We start from the raw sequence: 23,098 nt of genomic DNA on the forward strand, positions 1-23,098 counted from the left end.
CCCATGTTCCCGGACTCACTCGACGGTCTGTTCGTCTTCCTGACGGGCATGAAGCCTCCGCATGCGAAGTCGGACCGGATCCGTTCGGACATGGAGGAGCCGAACCTGGAGCTGGCCCGGCAACTGACGGAGCTCCAGGACGAGTTGGCGAAGATCTCGCAGGCGGTGTCCCGGAACGCCACGGGCCAGTGGAGCGACGCCTACGTACGGGCGATGTCGACGTTCTTCCCGGGCGGCGACGGCGGCGACGCCATCGAGCAGTTGAAGAAGACGGCGAACAACCTCGCGGACTACGCGCACGAGTCGGCGTACCAGGTCGACTACGCGAACCGGATGATCATCGCGCAGCTCGTGGAGTTCGTCTTCGAGTGGGCGCTGACGCTGCTCATGGCGATCTGGAACCCGATCGGCGCGCTGATCGAGCAGAGTTTCCTGCAGGCGCTGTACCGGCTGATCCTGCGCAGCGTCGTGCTGCGGCTGCTGACCGCGCTGGCCACGCACGTGGCGCTGAACGTGGGGCTGGGCGCGGGGATGGACCTGCTGGTGCGCTGGTCCCGGGCGAACGACGGCAAGACCACCCACCACGGCGGCGACTACCTCAAGCAGGCCATCGGCTTCGGCGTGGTCCAGGGCCTGCTGGCGCCGTTCGTGCCGTTCCTGGGCGGGGCGCTGGCCCAGTCGCTGGCGAAGTACCTGGGCCGCAACACGGTCAAGGACCTGTTCAAGGTCCTGGAGAAGACGGACCTGCCGTCGGCCGGCGGCAAGACGCTGGGCAAGGACCTGGCCAAGGACCTGCCCCAGGGTGCGGGCAAGGACCTGCTCCGGGACGCGGACGACCACCTCGACGACGGCGCCGGGCCGGTCAGGAACCCGCGCGGCACCCCGGACGGGAACCCGGTCTTCGCCCAGGACGTGGCCGGCCACGTGGGCACCGTCGTCGACAAGCTCGCACTGGGCCACGGACTGGACACCGCGACCCGGAACGCGTTCCGCGACGGCATCGGCGACGCGTTCGCGAACCGCTTCGGCAAGGACATGTCCTCCGACACCGCCCGCGACCTGGGCCGCACCTGGGCGGACACCCTGCTGACCAACCTGGGCCGGAAGAACCTCGGCCGGGACCTCGACGACGTCCTGGCCAAGGGCCTGCCCAAGAGCGCGGACGGCGGGGTGCGGACCGCCCTCTCGTACGGGGTGGCCGGGGCGCTGGCCACGGACTGGGGCCGCAAGTTCAGCCACCTGGCCGGGTTCGGGATGGCGGAAGGCCTGCACCAGACCGCGTCCGAGGTCGTCTACAACGCCTACTCGGAGCACAAGCTCGACACCAGCTTCGGCACGTTCGTCTCCGGCGTCGCCGGCGGCCGCATCAGCCACGCCCTGGAGCACAACGCGGAGTTCCTCGGCACCCGCATCAAGACCGCGGGCCTGGACGCCGCCAAGTTCCTCAACCCGTCCGCCACCCGCACCGCCGACGACCCCGGTACCGCGTACTCCGCTTCGGACACCCCCACCCCGTCCACGGCACCGCACATCCGCACCGGCGACGGCACCGGCACGAACACCGGTGCCGGCACCGGCACCGGCACCGACACGAGCACAGACACGGACGCAGGTGGCGACCCGGCGGCGGTGACGCACCTGACACTCGTCCCCACCACCGGCCAGAGCCACCTCTCCACCTCCGTCCGGGATGTTCTGGTCCCGGGCGCGAACGACCACCCGGCGGGTCCGGTCGACGAGCCGCGGGACTCCAGCGGCGACACGGCGGGCTGGAACATGCCGGGCGGGCAGCAGTCCGTCGTACAGCCCGGATCCCTCGGCCGGGCGACACCCCTGCCGACGTCCGGCCAGGCGACCCCGGCCCCGCGCCCCGACGCCGCCGGGCACCCTCGGGAGACCTCCGACCCGCGTTCCGTGCCCGTACCGACCCGCACGACGACGCAGACCGGTCCCCAGCCCCGGACCGAGGCCCAGCCTCAGCCTCAGCTCCGGACCGAGACGCAGCCTCAGCCTCAGCTCCGGACCGAGACGCAGCCTCACCCCCGGACCGAGGCCCAGCCCCACCCCCGGACCGAGGCCCAGCCCCACCCCCGGACCGAGGCCGAGACCGCTCCCCGGATCCACACGGAGACCGGGGCGACCGCCGGTGCGCATGAGCACCCCGTCGCCGTGGAAGAGCCGGGGTCCGGCCGCGGCGATGCCCCGGTGTGGTCGTCGCCGGCGCGGTCCGGCGTGCCGTCGCGGACCGAGCAGTGGACGGAGTTCCGGCAGCTGCGGGATGTCACATATCACCAGCGGCTGGCAGTGGAGGAGCGCTTCCAGTCCCTGCTCGCACAGGGGCCGGGCGCGGATGTGGCGCGAGAGGTCGCCGACGGCTCGGGCCGGTTCGAGCAGGCGGACCTCTTCGGCGGGCGCCGCCTGCCGCAGGACCCGGTGGTCCGCGAGCGCATCGAGCAGGCGTACCGCGAGCAACTCCGTACCGTGTACAGGGAGTTGGAGCAAGGCACCGGTCACGGGGAGCGGTGGGAGGCGGCCCGCGACACCGCTCGCGAGAACATCCCGCACCTGTTCGCATGGGTGTCGGAGCGGGTCCGTCACCTGGAGATGTTCGGCGAGGACTTCGACCGGGCGCTGGCGGACTTCCGCGCGGCGGACCCCTTCGGGGGGCACTACCTCCCCCACCGGACGGAGACCGGCGACGGCGGTGGGGCCGAAGGCGACCGGAACCGGCAGGCCGGCGACGAGGACGCCCCGCACCGCACCGAGGACGCCGATGTGCCGCGGACCGTGGAGGAGCTGCGGACGCGGTTGCGGGAGCGGTACCTGGAGGCGGTCGACGAGGCGTTCCGGACCACCGCACCCTCACACACCGATGCCGGCGCCGACAGCGGGGTTGCGCGGCGGCTGCTGGACGACCGCATCGCCACCGCGCGTGCGGAGTTCGCCGGGGAGATCGGGAGGCTCGGCGCGCGTGAGCGGGAGGTCGAGCACGCCACCCGGGACTTCGACCGCGTGACCGAGGACTGGCAGGACGACCTCGTCGCGGGCGGAACGCTCGGCGGGAGCGAGCTGGCCCAGGCACGCGAGGACTTCCGGCGTGACCTGCGCACCGCTTACGAGACGCTCGGCGCCGAGACCGGCGGCGACACCGCGGGCCGGGTCTTCGCCGCGCGCTGGCAGGCGCACCTCGACCGGATCAGCGAGCCCTCGGCCCTGCGCGAGCGCCTGGCCCACGCCGAGACCCGCGCCCTGCGGCTGGCGCAGGCCCAGCAGCTGCTGCGGAACGCGATCGACGCCTTCGAAGCGGACATCGCCAACGGCACCGAGCTCCACGACGACGGTCACGAGCGGCTCGCCGAGGAGTGGGCCAAGACCGTCGGCGAGCACTTCGACAGCCACTGGTTCGGCGATCTCGGCCACGCCGACTTCCGCGGCCTCGTGTCCGAGCACACCCCCGTCCCCGACCGGTCGTCAGGCCGGTCCTGGGACGACGTCATGAGCACCCTGACTCCCGCCCTGGCATCACGGCTGACGCACGAGGCCGGCCTCCAGAGCGTCCTGGCCCACGCCGCCCAGGACTTCCACCGCATCGCCGGGCACCCGGACAGCCTGGCCCACCGCTACGAGGTGGACCCCGCGACGCTCGAACGGATCGGCCGGGACTTCCGCACCGAGACCGTCACCCGCTACGACACCCTCTACGCGCCGGCCGAACACGACATCCGCCGCTGGCTCACCCACGAGCGGCAGCACACCGACGCCTTCACCCGCACCCTGACCGCCGCCGAGACCACCCCCCTCCGGACGGTCCCCGCCCCCGGCGGGCCCGGCCGGTCCCCGGAGGAGACACAGCCGCGCGCCTCGGCGCAGGCCGTGGATGTGCCGGTCGTGACGGACGACCGTATGGGCGGTGACGCGGCGTTCCAGGAGGCGCGGGCGGCGGCCGAGCCCAGCGAGGTGAGCAGGCGGTGGATCATTCCGGTGGGACCGGACGGCCCGTACTCGGTGGACTCCAGGTTCACGGTGCGTCACCTCCGCCACGAGGGCCGGCCCGTCACCGACCTGACCGTCAGGGTCGGAATCGGCGACGGTCACGGCCTCGGTGCCGAGCAGGTCGCCGTCGTGCGGGAGCGGGCGCACGAGGGTGCCGCGTATCTCAGCACTCCCGGTGTCGTTCCCGTGCTCCCGGACGGCAGCCGGGTGCACGTCACACTGCGGTTCACGGAGGATCCCGACCGTCCCGCGGCACCGCACGACCAGGGCCCGCCGCACCTGACGGTCGGGCTCACCGACGACACCACGCGGCCGATGACCCTCACCACCTGGTGGGCGGAGGCCGGACCCATCCGCTACGCCCATGAAATCGCCCACCAGCTCGGTCTCCGTGACAACCCCGGCATCCCCGGCGCGCTCATGGGCGACTTCGGCCGGCCCCTCGAAGCGGAATGGGCCGAGGCCGGTCTCACCCCCGACACCCTCCGCCCCCGCGACGTCCAGCTCCTCCACCGGCTCATCGGCCCCCACCCCGACACCGTCACCGGCGACGCCGACGCAACCGCCCCGGAGCCGTACGGGATGGTGCGCGACCGGCTGGCCGCACTGCCCGGGGTGACGATCGTCGTCGACGACGCCGCGAACTTCGGTCACCAGGCGGCGGCGACCATGCTGATGGACTCCCTCCACGAACTCGGCTACCCGGGGCGCGTCACGGTGATCGCCCCGGAGAGCGTGCGGGACCGGCTCCGGCTGCTTGTGTCGGACACCATGAACGAGCGGATCGACTGGCGGACGGGCACCTTCGGCACGGACGAGGCACAGGGCGGTGCACAGGGCGGTGCACAGGGCGGTGCACAGGCCGGTGCCCCGGCCGGAGCAGTCCCCGGCTCCCTGGTCCTGGTGGCGGCCAGCGACCGGCTCGACGCGTCCTCGGCGACGGCCGGGAACTTCCTGGACTTCGTGGGGGCCGACCGGGCGATCGTGCTCAAGCCGTACGCCTGGGGCGATGCGCGCCGGCTGCTCTACACCAGGACCGGTCCGGACGCCGAGGTCACGGTGCACGACCTGGAGGAGGACGACGGCACCGGCACCCCGCCGATCCCCGGCGGCGCGCTGTACCGCTTCCGCGTGCCGGAGCCGACCGGCCCCGGCCTGGACGCCCTGATCACCACCCAGGTCGGCGGTGCGCGAGGCGAGGGGCTGCGGACCCTGGTGGACGCGGTGCACGGGGCCCGTCTCGACCTGATGCCGGTCTACGGGCTGCACAACGTGGCCGCCCCCGGCCGCGCCTCCGCCGTGAGCACGCTCGCCGCCGGGGTGCACGAGGCGCGGCTCGGCACGCCCTCGGTGGTGCTGACCCTCGGCGACGCGACCGTGCGCTTCGCGCCCCGCCACACCGCGGACTGGCTGTTCCACGCGGGCCTGGGCGATCCGGACCTGGGCAGCCGCATCGCCGCACTCGAACCGGACCAGGTGCTGGTCGTGGACGGCGGACGGCTGCCGCAGGACGTCTTCCGGCAGGTCTACCGGCTCGGCACCCTGCCCGCCGTCCTGGAAGGCGCCAACACCAGCAACCTCGTCCAGCTCCTGGGCCGGCCCTACTTCTCCGTCCTCACCCACCACACGCCGTACGACCGTCTCGACGACCACGCGGCCGACCGGCTCCAGACCGTCACCGACGCCATCGTCCACGAGACCGAGTGGGGCACCCGGCTGCCCGACGCCCCGGGCTGGGACGACCTCCAGACGGCGGAGACCGCTCGATCGGTACTGCGCGCGCTCCCCGCACAGGAGGGCGGCCGGCTCCTGACGCAGGACGAGATGCAGCGCCTCACCGACGTCCTGCCCGACACGGACATCACGGACGTCCTCGGCGACGACGCGACCGTCCGCCGGATGGTGGCGTACGACCCCACCGACAGACGGCAGTTGAAGCTGGAGATGAACGACCCGGCCCGACTCGTCGTGACGGCCGCACAGCTGACACAACTTCAGGAGGCGGTCCAGGCCCGCCTCGCCGGGCACGAGGCCGTCGTACGGGACACGACCGGCGGCTACTCGGTGGCCCCGCTGCCCGAGCAGATCGCGGTGGTCGCCGACGCGATCAGCCAGTCGCGCACCGAGGGATCCCCGCTCCACGCCTACTTCGCGGCCCTCGCCGCCCAGGCCCGGGACCCGCGCAACGACCAGGTGCTCCAGGCCCTGCGCATCGCCTTCTCCGAGACCGGTACCGACCTCGCGGAGGCACCGGCCACGCCACTGCCCACGGAGTCCGCCCACGGTGGTGAACCGGCACCGCAGATCACCCACCAGAACTCCGAGCCGCAGAGCCCGGCACAGACGCCGCCGACGCGGGCGGTGACGCCGCCCGCCCCGGTCCGCACCATCACCCCCGACGAGCCGGCCGTCCGTCCCGGCACACCGCACGACGAACAGACGGCCACATCCGACGACGAGGATTTCGGCGACTTCACCGGCCTCCTCGACTCCCCACACCCCACCGCCCCCGGCCTACCGGACACACCACACACCGAAGAGGCGGCCGAATCCGACGGGGACGACTTCGGCGACTTCACCGGCACCGGCCTCCTCGACTCCCCGCCCGCCACACCGCACCCCGGAGAAACAGACCGCTCCGACGACGAGAGCGACGAGGGCTTCGGAAACCTCACCGGCTTCCTGGACTCGGAGCCGGAGTCCACGCCCGATCCGGTCGCCGAGCCCCGTGAGGCGACGCCCTCGCACTCCGCCGAGTCCGGCAACGCCACGCGACCGCTCACGTCCGCCGCGGAGACACGGCGGCCGTGGCCCGTGTCGTCCGAGCACTGGATGCTGGTCGACAAGGTGGACCCCGGGTCCGGCGAACGGGTGGTGGATCCGGCGACGGGTGAACCGGTCAGGGAGTACCGGCGCGTCCCCTACGAGCCGTCGTCGCACGTCTTCCTGGACGCGGACGGCACGCGATCCGGGCTCACCCCCCTCGGGGTCAAGGAACTGCTCGACCGCGCCGGGCTGTACGTGCCGCCGGGCGTCGTCCGGGAAGCGGTGACCGGCTACCTGTACGGCGGCGCCCACGACCGCGCGCCCGTCGTCCACGGCCCCGACGACGGCCTCCGCCTGCTGGCGGACCTGCGCGCCGCCGCGCACGCGGAGCTCCGGGCCGGGCAGGACCAGATCCTCGACGCCGTCATCGAGACCGCACGCGTGATCAGCGACCGGTATCCGCCGGAGCACCACTTCTACCTCGGCCTGGGCCGCAGCCCCGCCGCCGTCGTCGCGGCGCTCCAGGCCGCCGGCCACCGGGCCGAGTCCGTGCCGCTGTCCGACTTCCGTCCGGGACCGGGCGATCCCTGGTCGGTGCTGTACGACGCGTTCCGTACCGGGCCGGACAAGCCGCCGCTGACCGACGAGCAGCGGCGGATGCTCTTCGCGCACTTCGACGAGTTCGTGCTGCCGCACGTCCACCGGCACCCCGGCGACGGCCGGCACATCCTGCTCGTCGACTACACCCAGACCGGCTTCTCGCTCTTCGCCGCCCAGCACCACCTGGGCGAGTACCTCGCCGGGCAGGGCATCGACATCCCGGTCCGGGCGCTGGCCCTGCACCAGGACATCGACGCGGCGAACCTGGGCGGCACGATCGACGCCATCCGCACCCCGCGCAACCCGTTGCGGCACCCCCTCGACTGGTACTTCAACACGGACCGGCGAATCGCCTGGGGCCGCGACGCCGACACGTTCTCCCTCGGCCAGGACGGTCCGCTCGCCGAGGACGGCTCCGCGCTGGGGCAGGCGTTCAAGCAGGAGGCGTTCGACGGGCTCGCGGAACACGGTTCGTACAAGCTGCTGCAGACGACCCCCGAACAGTTCGCGAGCGATCGCCCGCTACGGCGGCACGCCGCGAACGCGGACGCCTACGGCACGCTCAGGAACCTGATCGCCGACCGTCGCACCGCCGCCGGTTCGGCCCCGGGCGAGGACCGCGCCTGGCAGCGGCTGTCGCCCGAGGCCAGGCGGGTGCTGACGCGGTCGACCGCCGCTCTGGTGAAGAGGGCGGTGCCGCTGACGGATGCGGTGCTGAAGAGGGCGTACAACGAGCTGGGGCCGGAGTGGTACTCGCAGCCGCTGGAGCGGATCGCGGGTCTGCTGGCCAACCGTGTCGACGGCGGCTCGTACTTCTACGGCCAGGGTGGCGCCCGACCGCTGGACGAGGGCGGGGACAGGGACGAGGCGGACCTGTCGGTGCGCGAACGGCTGGCCTCGCTCACCAGGGTGACGGTCGTCGTGGACGACGCCGCGAACTTCGGTCACCAGGCGGCCGCCACCATGCTGATCGACTCGCTGGACGAGCTGGGCTACCGGGAGCGCGTCACGGTCATCGCGCCGGAGAGCGTGCAGGAACGGCTCCGGTTGCTGGTGCCGGAGGACATGCGGCGGCGGATCGACTGGCTGACCGGCACGTTCGAGACGGGCGAGCCGGAGACCGAGGAGCCCGCCGCCGGAGCGCCGCCGACCGGTCGCCCGGCCGGAACGCACCCCGACTCCCTGGTCCTGGTGGCGGCGAGCGACCGGCTCGACCCGTACCCGGACACGGCCAGGCGGTTCCTGGACTTCGTGGGGGCCGATCAGGCGGTCGTGCTCAAGCCGTACGCCTGGGAGGACTCGCACCGCCTGATCTACTCCCGCACCGGCCCGGACGCCGAGGTCACGGTCCACGACCTGGAGGACGACGGCACGGGAACCCCGCTGATCCCGGCCAGGGCCCTGTACCGCTTCCGGGTGCCCGAGCCGACCGGCCCCGAGCTGAACGCCCTGATCGATTCCCGGGGCCTCGGTGCACGGGGCACCGGTCTCCGGGCGCTGGCCGATGCGGTACACGCCGGCCGCCTCGATCTGATGCCGGTCTACGGGCTGCACAACGTGGACGCCCCCGGCCGCGCCTCCGCCGTGAGCACACTGGCCGCGGGCGTGCACGAAGCACAACTCGGCCGGCCCTCGGTGGTGCTGACCCTCGGGACCGCCACCGTGGACTTCGCGCCCCGCCACACCGCGGACTGGCTGTTCCACGCGGGCCTGGGCGATCCGGACCTGGGCAGCCGCATCGCCGCACTCGAACCGGACCAGGTGCTGGTCGTGGACGGCGGACGGCTGCCGCAGGACGTCTTCCGGCAGGTCTACCGGCTCGGCACCCTGCCCGCCGTCCTGGAAGGCGCCAACACCAGCAATCTCGCGCAGCTCCTGGGCCGGCCCTTCTTCTCCGTGCTGACCAGCCACACGCCGTACGACCGTCTCGACGGCCACGCGGCCGACCGGCTCCAGGCGGTCACCGACGCCATCGTCCACGAGACCGAGTGGGGCACCCGGCTGCGGGAACTGGAGAGCTGGGCGGAACTCCAGAAGGCCGACACGGCCCTGTCGGTGTTGCGCTCGCTCCCGCAACGGGACGGAGGCGAGCTTCTGCCGAACGGCGGCCGGCTCCTGTCCCAGGACGAGATGGCGCGGCTCACCGCCCTCGGGATCGACGAACAGATCACGGACGTCCTCGGGGACGACGACCCCGTGGTCCGGCGGATGGTGGCCTACGACCCCCAGGACTACCGGCAGGTGATGCGACAGGAGGCCGAGCCGGCCAGCCTCGTCGTGACACCGCAGCAGGTGACGCGGCTCCAGGCCGCGGTCGAGGTCTTCCGTGCCCGGCAGGAAGCCGCCGTACGCGAAGCGACCGGTGGGTACTCGGTGGCTCCGGAGCCGCACCAGACCGCCCTCGTCGCCGCCGCGATCAGGGAGACGCTGGACCAACAGGCCGGGCTCCACGCGTACTTCAGGGCCCTGGCCGCCCAGGCCCAGGACCCGCGCAACGACCAGGTGCTCCAGGCCCTGCGCCTCGCCTTCCTGGGCGTCCCGGCCGCTCGGTCCGCCGCGCCCGCGACGCCCGTTCTGACGGTTTCCTCCCATGACCCCGAACCGGCCCCGCGGAACGCCCGGCAGGACTCCGGGCCGCAGCACCCGACGGAAGCGGTGCCGCCGCCCACCCCGGCACACACCACCACCCCCGCCGAGCAGACGGCCGCATCCGACGACGAGGACTTCGGCGACTTCGGCGACTTCTCCGGCGGGCTGTTCGGCTCCCCGCCCGGGCTCGACGAGGTCGCCGAGCCCGGTGAGAGGGCACACTCCGACTCCGAGGAGGAGGCGACCTGGTACGACGCCGACTCCGGCTCCGAGGACGCGACCTGGTACGACGCCGAGCCCGGCACCGACACCGGCACCGACACCGACACCGAGCACGATGCCGAAGAAGCCCCGGGCCACGCGCAGGCCCTGGAGAGAATGCAGCGGCGGTGGGACAAGCTGCCCCGCGAGGTCGTCGAGAGGGAGCTCTTCGCACCCGGCGGATCAGCGACCGGCTCCGCGGTGGGGGCGCTTCAGGAAGCGCTCGTCGAGGCTCACGGACTGCTGCACCCCGACCAGCCGGTGCCGCTGCCTTCGTACGAGGGGCTCCTGGGTACGCACACGGCTCTCGCCGAGCAGCCCGCAGCGGTCCGGAACCTTCTCGTCGTCGCCGACCACCTGATCAGCCGCCCCGCCGACAGGACCGGCCTGACCGGCCTCGTCCAGACCCTGACCGGCCCGCGGACCGCCGCGGACGTCGCGACGGGAGACGAGGACGCGGGGTCGCAAGGGGCTGTCACGGACGACGAGGCGGCCTCGTCCATCGAGACGCACGGAGCGACCCCCCTGTCGGCCTTCCTCCGGGAGGAGGACTGGTGGCTGCTCTACATAGATCCGCGGCACCACGAGGAGGCGAGAGAGGCCTTCCTCGCCGATCCCGGGCGATTCCGTGAGATCGGCCGCTACTACGACGAAGACCAGTCCCCCGGCTTCCAGCAGAGCATGGTCGAGGCCTATCGAGCGGCTCTCGACGAGGAGTCCGCCCTCGGCGAACGCATGACCTCCCACGGGTACCAGCGACTGCACGGGCTCGTCACCAGCCATGTCGTGGGCAGGTTCCGGTGGTCCGGCAACGGGACGACCGGTTTCCCGTTGCGCAACGACGAACTCAGCGCCGACCTGCTGGAGGAGAGGATCGGCGACCGGAAGCTGATCGCGAGAATCTCGGACGGCATTCTGCGGAAGACCTCCGAGCCCGCGCCCGTCACCATCCTCAACACCTTCCAGTACCGCAATTCGGTGATCCAGACCAACTACCGGAACGGGGAGGCGCCCGAACTGGTCGACGCGATATTCGACCGGCACTACGAGGAGGTCGAGCGCTCGAACGGCGACGACCACGGCGTCCTCGGCGCCATCGCCCGAACCGTTCGCGCCCTCCAGGTCGTCCACCCCTTCACCGACGGCAACCGCCGGCTCAACGTTCAGCTGCTGCTGTTCAGGCTGCTGCTGGAACAGGGCCTGCCACCGGTGATCTCGACCGATCTGCATCGCCTCTTCCAGGGCGGCTATTCGGTGGAGCAGATGGTGAACTCGCTCGAGAACTCCATATCCACCGTCTGGGGAGACCCCCTCTCCGAACCGGATGGATCGGAGGGGTCGGAGGGGTCGGAGGGATCAGACGGACCGGACGGAGACGAGTCCGACGGTGACACCGGCGCGGGACCGGACCCGGAGGCCGTCGCGTCCGGCGGTGCCTGGCAGGCGCTGGAACCCGATGTCCGGCGGCAGCTGACGGAGTTGGTCGCCGCCGAGCCGGTGCGGGTGCCGGTGACGGAGGAGGCGCTGCGGGAGGCGTACGACGGCCTGGGGGCGGAGTGGCACGCCCAGCCGTTGGCCAGGCGCGCGCATCTGGTCGCCGACTACCTCAACACCGGCAGGTACTTCCAGCGGGTGGGCGGTGCCCGTGGTCCGGGCGACGCGGGAGCGGATCCCGGCGGAGCCGTCCGGCCGGGGGCGGGTGCAGGGCTGTTCCGGCGTTCGCCGCTCCTCGACGTGCCCGGGTGGCGTGCGGCGGCGACCGCGTTCGAGGCGGAGTTCGCACAGCGTGCGGTCCGCAACAGGCCCGTCCGGGAAGCGGTCGGGCATGCGCTGGGGCGGCTCGTGGAAGTCCTCCAGTCCGCATCGGGCGCGGACGAGGACGTCGTACTGCGTTCCTTCGTCCGTGACGCCGGACGGTACGGAGCCCGGGTCGGCACCGAACTCGGCCCGGACGGGATCAGGCAGACGCTGCTCTCGGGCCCGACTCCGGAGCTGTACACGGCCTTCTTCAACGCCGCCCTCGGCAACTCCGACGCGGGCGTCACGCTCAAAGAGGTGCTCGACGACATCCTGGCGCGGGCGGACTGGGACCGGGCGCGGTCCCTGGGACTGGACGTCGACGCGCTGCGCGACCACCACCGCGCGCTGAACGGCCCCTACCGGCTCATCGCGCACACCCTGCTGCGGCTGGTCTCGCCCGGCCGCGCGCGGCTCTTCGGCGCGGACGCCTTCGCCCTCGGCACCGTCGCGTCCGGGAGCGGGACCTGGCTCACGGACGGCGCGGACCTGCTCGCCGGCCCGGACCCCTCGGTGGTCGCCGAGTCCTCCTGGGCCAGGGACCTGGAGTCGCGGGGCATTCCGACCCGCGCCGGCGTGTCCGGCGACGCCGCGCTGATGCTCAGCGCCTTCCGGTGGCTGAACGTCCCCGCGGCGCAGCAGTCGTACTTCCTCAAGGGCCTGATCGCCTGGATGGGTGCGAACGAGGACCACTCGCTGTACGAGATCCTCCGCGGCGCGGAGCTGGCCGGCTTCACCGGCAGCGGCGGTGAGCGGGTCGATCTGAGCGACGGCCCGTCGATGTACCGGACCCTGCCCGCCCTCGGCAGCGGCTTCGAGCGGTCCCGGCTGCTGCCCGGCGCCGCGGGCGGCGCCGACCGGACCGGTCTCCCCGACGAGGCCGCCTATCTCGGTCTGCTGCGCGACGACGGCATCAAGGCGCCCACCGAGAAGGCGAGGGAATTCGCCGCGGCCCGGTACTCCGCGATACAGCGGGCGCAGAGCACTCCCCCGCATCGCGTCGACACGCGGTTGAGCAACTGGCTGCAGCGCAACGGTGTTTCGGCACGGGATCTGCCGGCGCGGATCGGTCTCGCGCATCTCAGCGCGCTCACCGTGTACACCGGCGGGGAGTTCGAGCTGATCAATACGGTGACGAAGGTCGCCGGCCTTGCCGACGCCACGCACCCCGAAGTGGAGCGGGTGGCCCTGCGCCGTACCCTGCGCAAGCTCGTCACCCAGCGGCTGAACCGGACGAAGAGCGACGACGGCGAAGTCTCGGAGATCCTCTTCTCGGACAGCGGGATGTCGCGGTTGTACCGCGCGTACCGGACGGAGTACCTGAGGCTGCGGAAGCGGCAGCGCGAGGAGCCCGGTCTGCTGGACTCCGCGCTCGACGCGTGGCGGCTGGAGATGCAGGGCAAGCTGTTCGAGCGCCTGGAGGAGATCCTGCCGGACCTCGTGGCCGAGGCGCGGCTGCACGCGGACATGGTGCGTACGGCGCTCCACGCGCTGCCTCCCGTCAAGGACGTCACCGTGTGGCGGGGCAACTGGGCCGTCGGCGGCGACAGCCTGATCAGCCCGTTCCTGAAGGCACTGCCCGTCGGCTACCACGCCCCGCTGATCACCGTCGACGACTTCACCAGCGCCTCGCGCGACCGCGACACGGCACGCGGGTTCGCGAGGCGCCACCAGGTGACACCGGTCAGCCACCCGGTCCTGCTCAAGCTCAACCTGACCGGCACGTACGGGCGGGACATCTCCTACTTCTCCCGGGCGAAGGGCGAGGAAGAGGTCGTCTTCCTGCCCGGGGCCCGGTTCCGGGTCGTCGCACGCGAGTGGGTGGAGGAACCGGGGCGGCGCGGTGAGCCCGGGCTGCGGTACGAGCTGATCGAGGCGGACGAGGTGGGGCCGCCCGCGACGGCCGGCGGCGGTCCGGGGGCGGACGCCGGCACGTCGGGCGGCGGCTGGCAGGCACTGGGGCCCGGCACCCGGCGTGCGCTGGCCGACCTGGTCATCGCCAAGCAGGTGCGGGTGCCGGTGACGGAGGAGGCGCTCCAGGAGGCGTACGACGGGATGGGACGGGCGTGGCACTCCCAGCCGTTGGCCAGGCGCGCGGACCTCATGGCCGACTACCTCAACACCGGCGCGTACTTCCACCGTCCGGGCGGTGCCCGTGACCCGGGCGAGGACACGGCGGAACACGGCGGGACCTCCCGCTCCGCCGACACCGGTAGCGGTACCGGTACCGGTACGGGACTGTTCCGGCGTTCGCCGCTCCTCGGCCTGCCGGACTGGCACGAGGCCGCCGAGGAGTTCGAGGAGGAGCTGGCACGCCACGCCTACCAGGACGAACGGGTCCGGGACGCGGTCGGGCACGCCCTGGTCCGGCTGGTCGACGTGCTGCGGGACTTCTCGGGCGCGGACGAGGACGCCGTGCTGCGTTCCTTCGTCCGGGGCGATGTCGGGTACGCCGGCCAGGTAGGCACCGCACTGGGCCCGGACGAGATCCGGCAGCTGCTGGCCTCGGGCTCGACCCGGGAGATGTACACGGCGTTCTTCAACGCCGCCTTCGAGAACGCCGAGGCGGACGTCACGTTCCGGACGGTGCTGAACGACATCCTGGCGCGGGCGGACTGGGACCGGGCGCGGTCCCTGGGACTGGACGTCGACGCGCTGCGCGACCACCACGAGGTGCTGAACGGCCCCTACCGGCGTTTCGCGCACGGCGTGCTGCGGCTGGTCTCGCCCGGGCACGCACGGTTCTTCGGCACGGACGCCTTCGCCCTCGGCAACATCGCGTCCCGGGGCGAGAGCTGGCTCGGCGACAGCGCGGAACTGCTGGCCAGCCGGGCCTCCCGGGTCAGGCTCGGCGAGGAGCAGCGCGCCCGGGCGCGGCGCACCCCCGGGCACTACCGCGCGGCCGGTGCCGGGCTCAGCTCCCGCGAGCTGGAGTTCCTGCGGCGTAACGCGGACCTGACGGCGGCGGTCGGGGTGTCCTTCGAGGACGTGCCGCTGAACACCCTGCCGTTCGACAGCGACGGATTCCCGATCCTCACGAGTGTGTGGAAGCAGCCCGGTGTCGTCGACGTCAAGGTCGACGGGCAGCCGCTGCGGCAGCGGTTCATCACCCACAACGTCGTCAAGGTCGTGGAGCGCACACGGACGTTCGGCGAGCTGCGGGCCGCCGACCTGGACGCGGGCACGGCCGGCCCGGAGTTTCCCGTCATGTGGCGGGAAGGCCATGTGACCTTCGACGTCAGCGGTTCCTCGTGGGCCGGGGGCCTGCGGGCACGGGGCATTCCGACGCGCACCGGGGTGTCCGGCACCGCCGCGCTGATGCTCAGCGCCTTCCGGTGGCTGAACGTCCCCGCGGCGCAGCAGTCGTACTTCCTCAAGGGCCTGATCGCCTGGATGGGCGTGCACGGGGACCACTCGCTGTACGAGATCCTCCGCGGCGCGGAGATCGCGGGCTTCACCGGCACGGGTGGCGAACGGGTCGATCTGAGCGACGGCCCGTCGATGTACCGGACCCTGCCCGCCCTCGGCGACGGCTTCGAGCGGTCCCGGCTGCGGTACGAACTGATCGAGGCGGAGGAGACAGGCCCGGCGACGACGACGGCGACGGCCCAAGCGACGCGCTCGGCTTCGGCCTCCGACGCGGACACGCCTTCGGACACGGCTTCGGCTTCGGCTTCCGCTTCCGCTTCGGACCGGACCATCGGTGGCGGTGACGGTGGCGGCAGCCAGGAGTCGGCCCCCCGCTATCCCACGGTGGACCTCGCCTTGGTCGCCCACTGGCACTCGGAGTTCGACTCCGCGAGGCTCGCGCTGGGCGGGCTGCCGCTCGACGAGTACTGGTCGTTGATGCGGCGCGCCCAGCAGGTGATGGGGATCGGCTATCCCCCGCCCTCCCCCAACCACGTCGACCCCTCCGAGAACGAAGCCCGGTACGGACGTCTGTACCGCAACATCGCGGCGACGGTCGCCCACCGTCTCCTCCAGGACAGCGGTCCGGCCCCGGCGGAGGACGGCGCCCGCGCCCTCGCCGAACAGCTCCGCCGGCTCTTCGGCATCACCAACACCCGGGGCGGCGCGCTCGGCGGCGCCCGGCCGAGCACGTCCTCCGAGGCCGGGCCGTCCGGCAGTTCCCGCACGGCGCCGGCGCCGAACCCCTCCGGCCCCAGCGGGCTCGTCACCATCCCGGAGGACACCCCGCCCCCCTCGTGGATCGGCGACGATCTCGACAGACGGCGCCCGCCCCGGCTCGACCGCGACCTGACGCCTCCGGAGCTGACGGCCCGGCCGGTGGCGTTCACCGACGGCACCCGGCTGCCCGTCCACATGGGCGACATGGGCGCCCTCGGATCGCGGCTGGGCCTGCCGGAGGACGTGCTGCGGCGGTCCTTCTCCTTCGGCCAGTCCGACCGGGTACTGCGCGGCGCCGACCTCGTCGTCGAGGAGCTCGGCAGGAGGCTCGGCGAGGCACCCGGCATCCGGCCGGCCGCGACGCGGACGGGCTTCCTCGGGCGTACCGGGCTGCTGGACGACGTGCGGCGCGGGCTCGTGCAGAGTCCGCAGGGTTTCTTCGGCGACGGCCGGAGGTTCGTCTACCGGACCGAGGGCGGCAGCACCCGGGTACTCACCGTCACCGCGCGGCCGTACGAGCGCTGGGAGCGGTTCGCCTTCGGCCACGTCAACCCGGCGAAGAACGACGTCATGGTGCGCGACACCCGGACCACTGGGGTGAACTCCGCCTACAGCAACAGCACTTCGCTGCTGCCCAGCGTGCCCCTCGGCCCGGTCCGGCAGTTGCTCTCCGGTTGGGTGCGGTTCTCGGCGCAGCTCACCAAGGGCAAGCGGGTGCAGTACAACATGCAGAACCAGGTGCTGAACCAGACCGAGTCCCGCACCATGGACGGCTCGCATCCCCATCTCGCCCACGTCCGGTACGAGTTCGCGGTCACCGACAGGGACGGCCGGGCCGTCGGCGCGGACGGCAGGACCGTCCGGGGGAAGGACACCGGCCGGTCGCCCGTCGCCTTCGGCTTCGCGGTGCGCAACGGGCTGTCCGTGCGGCTGGGCGAGAGCTACACCAGGGGTGAGCCGTCCGGGGACCGGACGGAGCTGCCGGAGGTGCTGCACCTCGGGCCGGGCACGAGCTACCGGACCATGGCCACCGAGGCCTACGGCCCGCTGGCCCATGTCCGCGACTGGGTGCTGGAACGGGCGAAGGTGACGCCGGACACCGACGCCGGAGCCCGGCTGAGCGAGTTCTTCTCCACCGACTCCTTCCACACGATGGGCAAGACGCTCACGACCGGTCCCGTCACCACACCGGCGCTCTTCCGCGACGGGACCGGACGGGACCCGATCGGCGTCTTCTCCGTGCGCGTGGAGTCCGGCAAGGCCGTGCTGCTCGACGGGTCGAAGGTGTCGGAGCTGCGGGACATCCAGCAGACCACTCTCCGCAACGAACGGGCCGTCACCAAGTCCGCCGGCGCCGACGTCGCGGCGTCGGCCGGTCCGGCGTTCCAGTTCCTCGACCTGCCCGGCGGCGCGGTGAACGTACGGCTGCTGGCGGGCGCCAACATCCGCTACGGCGCCTCGCGGAGCCGGACGTTCGTCACCGGCGGCACCGGCGCCGTGAAGTCCGCCACCCAGATCAAGGGCGACCTCACCGGCCTCTACCTCGTCGAGAAGGTCGTCAGGGTCACCGCGCCGCCCGACACCAGGGCCCCGCTCGCCAAGGACCGGCCGAACACCGCGCAGGGGCCCGCGAAGCTGCGCAAGAACTCGCCCCGGAGCTGGAGCCGGAAGCCGGAGACCAGGGAGTTCCGGACCTGGAGCCTGGAACGCCTGCCGCTCCCCGAGGCCCGCCGGCTGGCCGAACCGGCCGGGACGCGGCAGCAGCCGCCCGGCGCCGAGCCGGCCGCTCCCCCGTACCTGACGAAGGACCGGCCGCCGACGCTCGGCATGAGCCACGTCGAGGAGTTCGCCTTCGCCGACGACAGGCACACCCACGAGGACGGCGACGGCACGCACCGCACGCTGCCCGAGCACTTCGCCGACCAGGTGCTGAGGGCCGTGGCCCAGGCGTATCCGGACCTGGTCGCCCCCCTCGACGAACTCGATCCGCACAACCCCCGCTGGCGGGACGGCGACCATTTCCAGCTCGTCCTCGGCAACACCCAGGAGGTGCTGAACACCCTCGCCTACCAGAACATGGCCGGGAACCTGGAGCGGATGACGACCACGGGGCTGCCGATCGCCCTGGTCGGCTCCAGCCGTACCACGCGGGAGCGCCGGTACGTGTGGGTGGACGCGAAGCTGACGGGGCGGCGCTACGAGGGCCTGCGGGAGGATCTGCGGCTGCGGTACAGCGCGCCGGGCAGCGAGAACCTCGCCGGGCAGCAGGCGGGGACCCGGGGTCTGCAGGGCGGGGTGGAGGCGGTGCTGTCGACGCGTGACCAGGCCAGCGACGACATCGGGGCGCCCCTGCACGCGGGCACCGTGTCGCTGGGGGCCTCCTACGGCAGGCGCGTGGAGTCCGAGAGCGGGTACGGCAGTTCCGCCTCGCACGAGGCGATGTCGATCGGCACGAAGGGCTCGCACCTCTACAGCTACCAGCTGACGCTGACGGCGAAGCGCGGCGGCTTCCGGCGGCCGCGCGGCCTGCTGCGCGGCCCGCTCCTGCTGGACCTGCTCGGCACCCAGCCGTTCGTCCTGTCCGAGCCGGAGACCGACCTGATCGGCGGGAACGGCGGGCCGCAGGACGCCGGCCAGGCCACGCGCGAGGGCGGTCCGGTGGTGGGCCGGGTGCTGCTGAGCATCCCCGTCGAGCACACTCCCACCGAGGTCACCGAGTCCTGGGACGGGACGGCCGCCGATGTCGTACGCATGGAGCGGCACGAGGCCCTGAGCCTGGCGCTCGCCGAAAACCCGCCGGCCGGCCGGGGCACGGACGACCTCCCGGCGGCGTTCGGGAAGCACCCGCACCAGACCCTCGCCGTGGTCGCCGATCCCGCGATCACACGGGCCGTGGAGGAGGTGCTGGGCGCGTCGTCCGACGGCTCGTGGCTGCTGACCCGGCAGGGCGCGCCCGCGCACGACGCGGCGCTGCGGGTGTTCCAGAGCCAGTACCTGACCGCCAACTTCGACCAGACGTCGACGGCCGCGGGATGGCGGGTGTCGGGTCTGTGGTCCAAGAAGCCGTACCTCGACCGGACGTCGGTCGTCGCGCACCGGACCCGGGTCCTGCCCGACCGTCTGGTCGCGCTGACGCGCGGGGTGACGGTGGACACCGAGACCACGGTCGGCGGGTCCACGACGGTCAGCGGACGCGACGCCAGGACGAGCACGGTCTTCGTGGGCGGGCAGGTCGCGTACCAGAACGCGCACGGGGTGGGGCCGGGCGTCGTCGGCACCTACGGTCTGGCCGCGAGCCCGTACCGGCTGGACCGGTCCCAGTGGCGGACGGTCACGCGCACCGCGATCGCGGAGATGACCCGCAGGGACGCGAACCGTCACGTCCTGGTCGTGGGTGACGTGGCGCACGAGATCGCGGCCGCCTCCAGCGTCGTCGGCGAGAACGCGACCCGCCGGCAGCTCCTGGAGGGCCGGCTGGCCGGGGTCGCCGGACGCCGGGTGACGGTCGAACGCGGCTGGATGGGTCACATCCCGGAGAAGAGCGCCTACCGGCTCGGGCTGCTGCACGACTCGTACGGGGACGTGCCGCGGTACGACCAGGGGCGGTCCTGGTCGCCGCAGCCCTGGCTGCTCGACCACCCCTTCGGCAGCTTCCCGGTCGACTCCCTCGACGCCACGGCGGTGTTGAGCGACTTCGACGGCAAGCTCCGGCCGCTGGGGCTGTCCGCCACCGACCGGGACACGATCCACCGGCTGGTGTCGGCCCGGGTCGCCCGCGCACTCGGCAAGGAGCAGCGGGGACCGGGTTCCTCGGTCCCGGCGCGGCTCGGCCGCTGGGGCTCGGAGACCGTGGGGGTCTGGGTCGGGCACCGGCCGGTCCGGGTACGGGCGGAGCTGGTCCCGGTCCGGGTGGCGCGGCAGAGCACGGACGCCGCCGACGGCCCGGGCTTCGGCGGGCTGGGGCACAGTGTGGAGCTTGAGGAACCCCGGCACGCCGTGGAGACGGTCCAGCAGGGCCGCAGCCGGGTGTCCGGCAGGACGGTCGGCACGACCGTCGCCGCGGCCGTGCACGTCCACAACGACACCGTCAGGGCTGCCGGTCCCGCCCTGTCGACGGTGGGCATCACCCAGCGGGGCATCACCCAGAACCAGTCGGAGGGCAGCGTCAGGATCGCCACCACCGCGACCTCACAGGCGCACGGCGAGTACGTCACCCGGTACCGGCTGCGCCTCACCGCCGAGATCTCCGGGCGTGCCCCGATCCGCTCCGAGGGCGAGGTCGGCGACCTGGTCGAGCACTACCCTCTCAGCCTGATGCGCCCGGACCCGGCCGGTACCGCCGCCGCGACGCCGGACGACCGGCTGGCCCCGCCGACGCTGCCCGTGCACGGCGGCTCCCGCCGGGTCGACGTGCCGCGTACCGGGGCCGGCGGGTGGCACGACGTACGGCATCCCGGCGACGGCACCACGAAGCCGTTCACCCTGCCCGAGGACGGCTTCAGGGTCCGCCGGATCGTCGGTCTGGACGCCCTGCGGGAGGCGAACACGGTGGCGATGGCCGCCGCCTACGACACGTCCTTCCCGCTCACCGGCGACCTGACCGAAGAGCTGCTGGACCGGGCCGGGAGGACGCCGCTGACCGCTCCCGGCTCGGGGGCGGCACAGAACCTGGAGGACGGCACCGGCGACAGCGCCCTCACCGCGTTCTACGACCGGACCCTGACCGCCGGCGGCTACGACGTGCCGGGACTGGACGACCGCGGTTTCCTCGGCGGCTCGCACGGCGACCTCAGGCTGTACTCCAAGCCCGACTTCGGCAACGCGCAGCTGCTGGCCGTCGCCGACGGGATGAAGTTCGAGTCCCCCCGACGGGACGTGAACGGCGTCGCCACGTCCGCCGCCCGCCAGGGGGCGACGCAGGCGGCGCTGGGCGGCGGCCCCTTCGTGTCCTCGCAGAGCACCGGCACGACCCAGATGACGGCGGGTCCCGCCGACAACTCCGCCGACTCCGACGCCCTGGCCGCCGGCGGCGACCGGCTCACCTCGGTGAACGTCAAGCCGAACACGGCCCGTACGTTCCTCTTCGCCGTCCCCACCACCTGGCTGTCCGTCGCCGAGGTACGGCATCACGTGAAGGACAGCCGGCTCGGCCGCGCGGCCCGCAGCGTCTTCGGCGACCCCCGGCGCGGGCCGCAGGCGAGGGAGACCGACACCACGGTCCTGGCCTGGGTGCGTGAGGACGTCGCCCGCGCTCTGGGGCTGATCGACGACTCGGGCTTCCCGAAGCAGGTGGCCGAGGCGTGGAACGCGGTCACCGAGGCGGACAAGGCATGGACCGCCGCCGACAAGAAGTACTGGGACCTGCGCCGGGACGACGGCGACCGGTACGACAGGGAGCTGAGCGCGGCCGAACAGCGGCTGACCGCGGCGCGGTCGGAGGCGGCCGACGCCCGGGAGGCGGTCGACCGCCTCGACGCGGAGGACGCGGCGGGCGCCGAACCCGCGCACGGGGACTGGGCCGACCTCCACGACCGCGAACGCCGGGGCGCGCAGGAGCGGCTGGAGGAGGCGCTGCGGGCGGTCGCCGACGCCTCGGCCGGCCGGGACACCGCGCGGGCCCGGCGGGACACCTTCGCCGGCACCCTGCAGGACCACCGGGACTTCGCCGAGGCCCTCGCCCAGGAGTACGCCCGGGTGCGCGAGGCCACCGACCGGCTCACCCGCTGGCACCAGCTGCACGCCACCGCGGACGGCCGCGGACGGCTCGGCACCACGCCCGAACCGGACGCGGTGACCTTCGAGCCACCCGCGGCCCCGAGGCCGGAGGAACAGGAGCAGGAACAGGAACAGGGCGGCGGCGAGGGCGGCGCCTCCGAGAAGAGGCCCGGGAAGGGGAAGACGCGGGAGGAGACGGCCCCGGAGGAGCAGGCTCCGGAGAAGGAGTCTCCCCGGGCGGAGACCGCGACGGCCGATCCGCTGCACGACGGCGGCGCCCTGCGGGCGGAGGCCGAGCCGCTGCCCGCCCACCGCCGCCCTCCGTGGCAGCCCGGCGGTGCCGTGGACACGGGTGCGCGCCGCTTCGACGCCGCCACCGACCACCGCACCCTGACCGCCACCGATCCCGACGGGAGCACCCATGTGTACGACCTGATGGCCCCGGACGACGACGGCAACGGCTTCTACGCGGCCGTCCAGGGCGCCCGTGGCCGCGACGCCGACCGGTCGCAGGGGGCAGCCCTCGCCCGTCTGGTGGCCTTCGGTCCGCTGCCCTCCCGGGCGGCGCTCGACCCCGGGGCCACCTTCCACACCGGCGAGCTCAGGGAGCGGCTGGACCGGCGCTTCCGGAGCGACCTCGCGCTGCAGGCCGCGATCGAGGAGCGGGGCGGTGTGCTGCCCGGCTCCCTGCACGCCGGCCTCACCGACCCGCAGCGCCGGAACCTGGTGCGGCTCAACCTCCGGACGGCCCGCCGGTGGGACACCGCGACGTCCGACCTGGCCGCCTCGCTCACCGCGCGGGCCCTCCGCATCGGCCTCACCGTCGTCGCCGAGGACGGCGGCTACCGGTACTTCTCCGGTGCCGGGCCGGACACGGACACGGACACCGGCCGTACGCTGCCGCAGGTGACCGTGTACCGGCGCGGCGACGAGTACCTCGCCGCCCGCCCGCGCGGGGCCGTCCCGGTGCCGGTTCCCCCGGACGCGCCGCTGCACCCCGACATACTCGACGCGGACGGCGAGTCGACCGACCACGGCGAGCCGGCCGACCACGGCGAGCCGCCCGCGGCGGACGCACCGCCGGTCCCGACCGCCCCGTCGAGCGTCTCCGACCGTATCGTCGAGATCCTCACGGGCCTGGAGCCGAAGCCTTCGGAGGCCGGCGGGCACACCCGGCCCGGCGTCCGGGACTGACCACCCGGCCCGCACCGTGCGGCAGCACACACGCAACCACCAGCACAGAGAACCA

The 23,098-nt window shown here is 73.2% G+C and carries 1 protein-coding gene; it reads left to right on the forward strand.

Annotated features, from left to right (window positions below; genetic code table 11):
• The first annotated feature begins 3 nt into the window (after nucleotides 1–3).
• Nucleotides 4–23,043, forward strand: a complete 23,040-nt coding sequence (locus KVT45_RS50190) for a hypothetical protein (protein WP_217560956.1) — start codon at nucleotides 4–6, stop codon at nucleotides 23,041–23,043.
• Nucleotides 23,044–23,098 lie beyond the last annotated feature (55 nt).

The organism is Streptomyces sp. GbtcB6 (assembly GCF_019091475.1).
Taxonomy (GTDB): Bacteria; Actinomycetota; Actinomycetes; order Streptomycetales; family Streptomycetaceae; genus Streptomyces; species Streptomyces hyaluromycini.